General features: G+C 51.6%; 2 protein-coding genes. Both read left to right on the forward strand.

Annotation, left to right across the window (positions count from 1 at the left end):
• On the forward strand, nucleotides 1-465 hold a 465-nt coding region (locus GSQ82_RS08300), incomplete at its 5' end, for a fibronectin type III domain-containing protein (RefSeq protein WP_216847044.1).
• 709 nt (nucleotides 466-1,174) lie between these two features.
• A partial coding sequence (locus GSQ82_RS08310; RefSeq protein ID WP_216847045.1) for a N,N-dimethylformamidase beta subunit family domain-containing protein occupies nucleotides 1,175-2,957 on the forward strand: 1,783 nt, incomplete at its 3' end.

Below are 2,957 nucleotides of genomic sequence, written 5' to 3' on the forward strand. Positions count from 1 at the left end.
GCGTCGGCGGTAACGGTGAACTCAACTTCCATCTCAGGGGCTGGTTTCGCGATTGTTGGAGGCAGTTTCCCAGTGACATTGAACCCGACGCAAACGGTGACGCTGCAGGTCCAGTTCGAGCCGACTACAGCGGGAGCCGTAACCGGACAACTTGCCATCAGCAGCAACTCCACCAATGGAGGCACGGCTGATTTGGCTCTCAGCGGTACGGGTACAGTCTTACATTCGGTCGCCCTCAGTTGGGCCGCACCCAGTAGTTCGGCGGACCCCGTGACAGGCTACAACATCTATCGGGCGATAAGCGGTGGGTCTCTTGCTTTAGTGAACTCATCGCCGGATTCGTCGACTACCTATGTGGATAACACAGTCATGAGTGGTACTACCTATAACTACATCGTGAAAAGTGTTGATTCCAGTGACGTGGAAAGCATTGCATCGAACGAGATCACGGAGTCGATTCCGTAGCTCTCATGGAGACCTGTCCTTTGTGCCGGGAAGCTGGCAGTTCGTAAGGTTTCATATACGAACTGCCAACTCGCCCAGGTTATTCCATCACGAAGTTCGTTCCAAGGTTAACTTTCTCGCAACATCGCTTCTGCAAATAGGGCGGCTCGGATTTTTTGGTCGCACACCCCATCGTTTGAAATGCTGCTCCCTCCTATACGCGACAGCATATCATACGCAAAACACTGACTATTCGTATCGGCGGTGTGAAACGAGATTAGGATTGGTGTTGTTTTTGGGGGACGCAGTAAGCTGCAGTGCCTTGCAAACTTTGTGTACTTAGCCCTCGACGGAACCTCGCCTCGGCTCTCGCCGGTCTAATCCGTTTACTTGCAATGTGCATTGAATTGTTAAAACAACGACACATGAGTTCAAACGCAACCAAGACATGTCAAAAATATGCAAGTAGATGCGCACTTGCATGGACTGCCCGATGCATCCACTAGGAAACTGCTGTCATTCGCTTCGGCACTCAACGTGCTTATTAGATATGTAACTTTGTGAGGTGTATTGCGAGTGACTGAATTGCATGTCAGCGCGACCAGAGAATTTATCATGCAAATTCTCTGGTGAAGCCTTTGACTGCGGGAACAAGATGTTCCATCTAGCGGCTCTGGAATGCAAATAGGTTAAATTCGGGATAAGGCCAACGTAGATAAGCGAGGAAGTCATGTTCAACTTATCGCGATTAGCGTCAAGGACCAACAGGCTATCATCACTCCTTAAGATGATGATAGCCGTGTTGTTTGGCTTTGTAGGGCAGGCGCACTCCCAATGCAGCAACCCCGCGAATGCCATTGTTGCCGAGAACTGTTTAGCTGGAAATCCTGCTAGTGAGTGGGATGTCGGCCCCGGCAGTACCGGAGATTTGACGATTCAGGGTTTTGCTACTGACATTAGTGTGAATCAGGGCGGAACGATCTACTTCAAAATAAATACCCCCGCCTATGCTTATACGATCAATATCTATCGCATGGGATACTACGGCGGGATGGGTGCGCGCAAGGTTGCCACCATCACGCCGTCTGCAACGCTTCCTCAGACTCAACCAGCTTGCATGACCGACCCAACCACGGGACTCATCGATTGCGGCAACTGGGGAGTATCTGCTTCGTGGCAAGTCCCTGCAACTGCCACCTCTGGCATCTATTTTGCTCATCTCATTCGAACCGATACTGGAGGAGATAGCCACATTGTCTTCATTGTGCGAAATGACTCCAGCCACTCAGCCATCATGTATCAGACTTCCGACGAAACATGGCAGGCTTACAACTATTACGGTGCGGGCAGTTTATACGGTTCAGCGACGCCCGTCTTTGACCTTACTGCTCGTACGTATAAAGTCAGCTACAACCGCCCCTTTTTGACCAGGGGGTTTGGTCAGGAATGGGATACCTGGGTATTTGGCTCAGAGTTTCCTATGGTCCAGTGGCTGGAATCAAACGGCTATGATGTGACATATTTCACGGGCATAGATGCAGCTCGTAGTGGGTCGTTGATTCAAAACCACAAGATCTACATGGACTCAGGCCACGATGAATACTGGTCCGGGCCGCAGCGAGCCAATGTCCAGGCTGCTCGCGATGCTGGGGTGAACCTTGCCTTCTTCAGCGGTAACGAAGTTTTCTGGAAGACGCGTTGGGAAAACAGCATTGATGGAACAAACACCGCTAACCGCACTTTGGTCTGTTACAAGGAGACTCTTGCATTTGCAAAGATTGATCCTGAAGATCCTCCGACATGGACTGGCACTTGGCGTGATCCAAGCTTCAGCCCTCCAGCAGATGGAGGGAGCCCAGAGAACGCTCTGACCGGAACCCTGTTTATGGTGAACGGCACTGGACCGGATAATAACGGTAGTCTTACGATCGAGGTTCCGTCGGCCGACGGGAAGATGCGTTTTTGGCGCAACACTGCAGCGGCTACTCTTGCGCCAACTGCAACGTATACGCTACCAACTGGTACACTCGGTTATGAATGGGACGTGGATGCCGATAATGGATTTCGGCCTGCAGGCGCCTTCCACCTCTCGACTTCAACGTATACACTGACTTCGGATTTACTGCTTGATTACGGCGCGACATACGGCGCTGGTGTCGCAACTCACCACATGATGTTCTATCGCGCGCCGAGTGGTGCTCTGGTCTTCAGTTCTGGAACCATTAATTGGTCCTGGGGTCTCAATAGCAATCACGATAACCTCTTTTCCTTCGAATCTCCGACACCTGATCCTAATATGCAGCAGGCGACCGTTAACCTGTTGGCAGATATGGGAGTGCAGCCCACGACCTTGCAGCCTGGTATCGTGCCGGCCACAGCTTCATCGGATGTAACCCCACCCATATCCACCATTACCTTCCCGTCGGCCGGTTCAGCTATCAATACAGGGAGCGCCATAACCGTAACTGGAACAGCAACAGATACTGGCGGGGGTGTAGGAGGGGGTGAGGTTT

The organism is Granulicella sp. L60, assembly GCF_009765825.1.
Lineage (GTDB): Bacteria > Acidobacteriota > Terriglobia > Terriglobales > Acidobacteriaceae > Edaphobacter.